General features: G+C 50.1%; 2 protein-coding genes. One reads left to right on the top strand and one right to left on the bottom strand.

What is annotated here, in order from left to right; all coding sequences use genetic code 11:
- A partial coding sequence (locus tag KDK14_RS00470) for a WD40 repeat domain-containing protein (RefSeq protein ID WP_257263049.1) occupies positions 1 to 1,386 on the top strand: 1,386 nt, incomplete at its 5' end.
- Positions 1,387 to 1,680: 294 nt separating this feature from the next.
- On the opposite strand, the gene KDK14_RS00465 is transcribed toward KDK14_RS00470, so the two are convergent.
- A complete protein-coding gene (locus KDK14_RS00465; protein ID WP_257263048.1) occupies positions 1,681 to 2,208 on the bottom strand; it encodes a hypothetical protein in 528 nt (175 codons plus the stop codon).
- Between the last annotated feature and the right edge of the window lie 48 nt (positions 2,209 to 2,256).

Below are 2,256 nucleotides of genomic sequence, written 5' to 3'. Positions count from 1 at the left end.
GATAACGCAAATACAGCTATCGTTGCTACCGTGCAATACAGGATACCTGGCCCTTGTTACAACCAGCCAGTAGCAAAAACTACAGGTCATGCGTCGGTTATACCCCCTGAACAGGTGTCGCCTTTATTAACATTGCCAAATGAACTTCTGGTTTACTTGGCTGACTATCTGACTTTCGTTGAATTAAATTGCCTGGCGTTAACAAGTAAGCGATTAATAACGGTTTTTGACACCAAAGAGCGACTGAAAAAACTATCCGTTCGATATTATGGCTACGCCCCTGATGCGTATAGAAGAATGGTTGAAAGCAGAACTATACCGGCTGTTCCATACCATATTGTTGAAGACCCCTTATTACGGCTTGCTTATTCTCGACACCTGAGCAATAAACTCCTGCGGTTGGTCAGAGATAATGGCTGCCAGGTCCGCGTGGAAACGCTGCGTGGGCATACCGCCATGGTTTACTCAGTCACACCATTTCCCCATGGTCTGCTGGCTTCCTGCGCTTGTGACAAGACCGTAAAACTGTGGGATCCACGCAAACCCGACGGAAAGCAATGTCTGGCGACTCTGAAGGGACATACCCACTGGGTGAGATCTGTCACGACATTGGCTGATGGGTTGCTGGCTTCGGCCTCGGCTGACTGTACTGTAAAGGTGTGGGATCCAGACCAGCCTGAAGGGAAGCAAAATGTGGCGACTCTGGAAGGGCATACCCACTGGGTGAACTCTGTCACAGTATTGCCCGATGGGCGGCTGGCTTCCGGCTCTGCTGACCATACCGTAAGGGTGTGGGATCTGAACAAGCCCAATGGACACCAGTGCGTAGCGATCCTGCGTGGGCATACCGGCTGGGTGAGATCTGTCACGGCATTGCCCAACGGGCGGCTGGCTTCCGGTTCTGAAGATCAGGTTATCAGGGTGTGGGATCTTGGCAAGCCCGAAGGGTGGCAATGCGTGGCGATACTCAGTGGGCATGGCAGTTGGGTGACTTCTGTCACGGCATTGGCCAATGGTCAGCTGGTTTCCTGCGCGATTGATAAGACCGTCAAGGTATGGGATCTGAGCAAACTCGACGGGGAGTCATGTGTGGCAACGCTGAATGGGCATAACAAATATGTATACTCAGTAACGGTATTGTCCGATGGGCGGTTGGCTTCCTGCTCTGGCGACAAGACCGTAAGGGTTTGGGATCTGAGCAAGCCCGAAGGGCAGCAGTGCGTGGCGATACTGAATGGGCATAACTGCACAGTGAGATGTGTCACGTCATTCGCCGATGGGCAGCTGGTTTCCTGTGCTGATGACAAGACCGTAAAGTTTTGGGATCTGAACAAGCTTGACCCAATGACAATGGCCAACGGGCAGCCTCCTGGTTCCTGCCCCTGAATCTTAAAAGATGAAAATCAGGGGATAGTAATATCGTTTTGTGAGTCAGCCCGGATATTTCATAAACGTGCTCCCGCTCTCACTTGACCTTTGCCGCGTCTATGGGAGTTTTGCTCAGTCGAGCGTACTCCACGGTACGGCACTCCCTCACAAAAATCCCATAGAGCGAAAAGTCCCCGGCTTTGGCATCCTGCGTCGCCCTGACTCCCTCGTCCATGTGGTCGTGCACGAAATTCCGGGCTGTTTATGTGATGAATTGTTCGGAAACCCTGACTAACTGATGAATCTTATTTTTTAACGTACAGTAATAGTGCAAACACCCACAGCAGTAGTGCAAATAGTTGCATCATCACCAAGACTGAGATCGCTTTCAACATCCGACTCAACATCGTCTTCGACGGGCAGGTAAGCTTGGGAAACTCGGAAGCGAGCCTGGTAAATTCCCGGTTCACTGGGGGCAATGAGGTAAAAGTCTACATCTTGCCCGGTGATATCGAGGTGCGTTTTACTGAACAAAAGTGGCAGTAAGTCTAGATATTGGCCCCCAATAGCCACGCCACTGGCAATGGATGTTTCGAAATCAGTGTCATCAAGTCCGAAGTAAATCTGAACGATGAGTCCTTGTTTCTGCGGCGAGGTCAATTCGTAATGGAGACGAATACCGATGGTCTCGCCAGGCTTGACGATGGCATCAGTGCCTTGTCCGTGGATGTCTATGTTGCTGAAGGTGATACCTGAGTACTCAACATCTGAAAACGCCAGGCTGCTCAAGATGCACAGCAGGCTGACCATAATCCATTGCCTGAACAGTTTTTTTTTCATTTTTATCACTCAATTCTGATTGTTTAATTACGTTGTTAACCTCATATT

It is taken from the genome of Endozoicomonas sp. ONNA2, assembly GCF_024606365.1.
Classification (GTDB): domain Bacteria; phylum Pseudomonadota; class Gammaproteobacteria; order Pseudomonadales; family Endozoicomonadaceae; genus Endozoicomonas.
Note: the sequence above shows the minus strand (reverse complement) of the source record. Positions and strands in the feature narration are given on the sequence as shown.

Coding starts and splice junctions, on each gene's coding strand:
- KDK14_RS00465 (WP_257263048.1), bottom strand. CDS start 2,208: ATGAAAAAAAAACTGTTCAGGCAATGGATTATGGTCAGCCTGCTGTGC.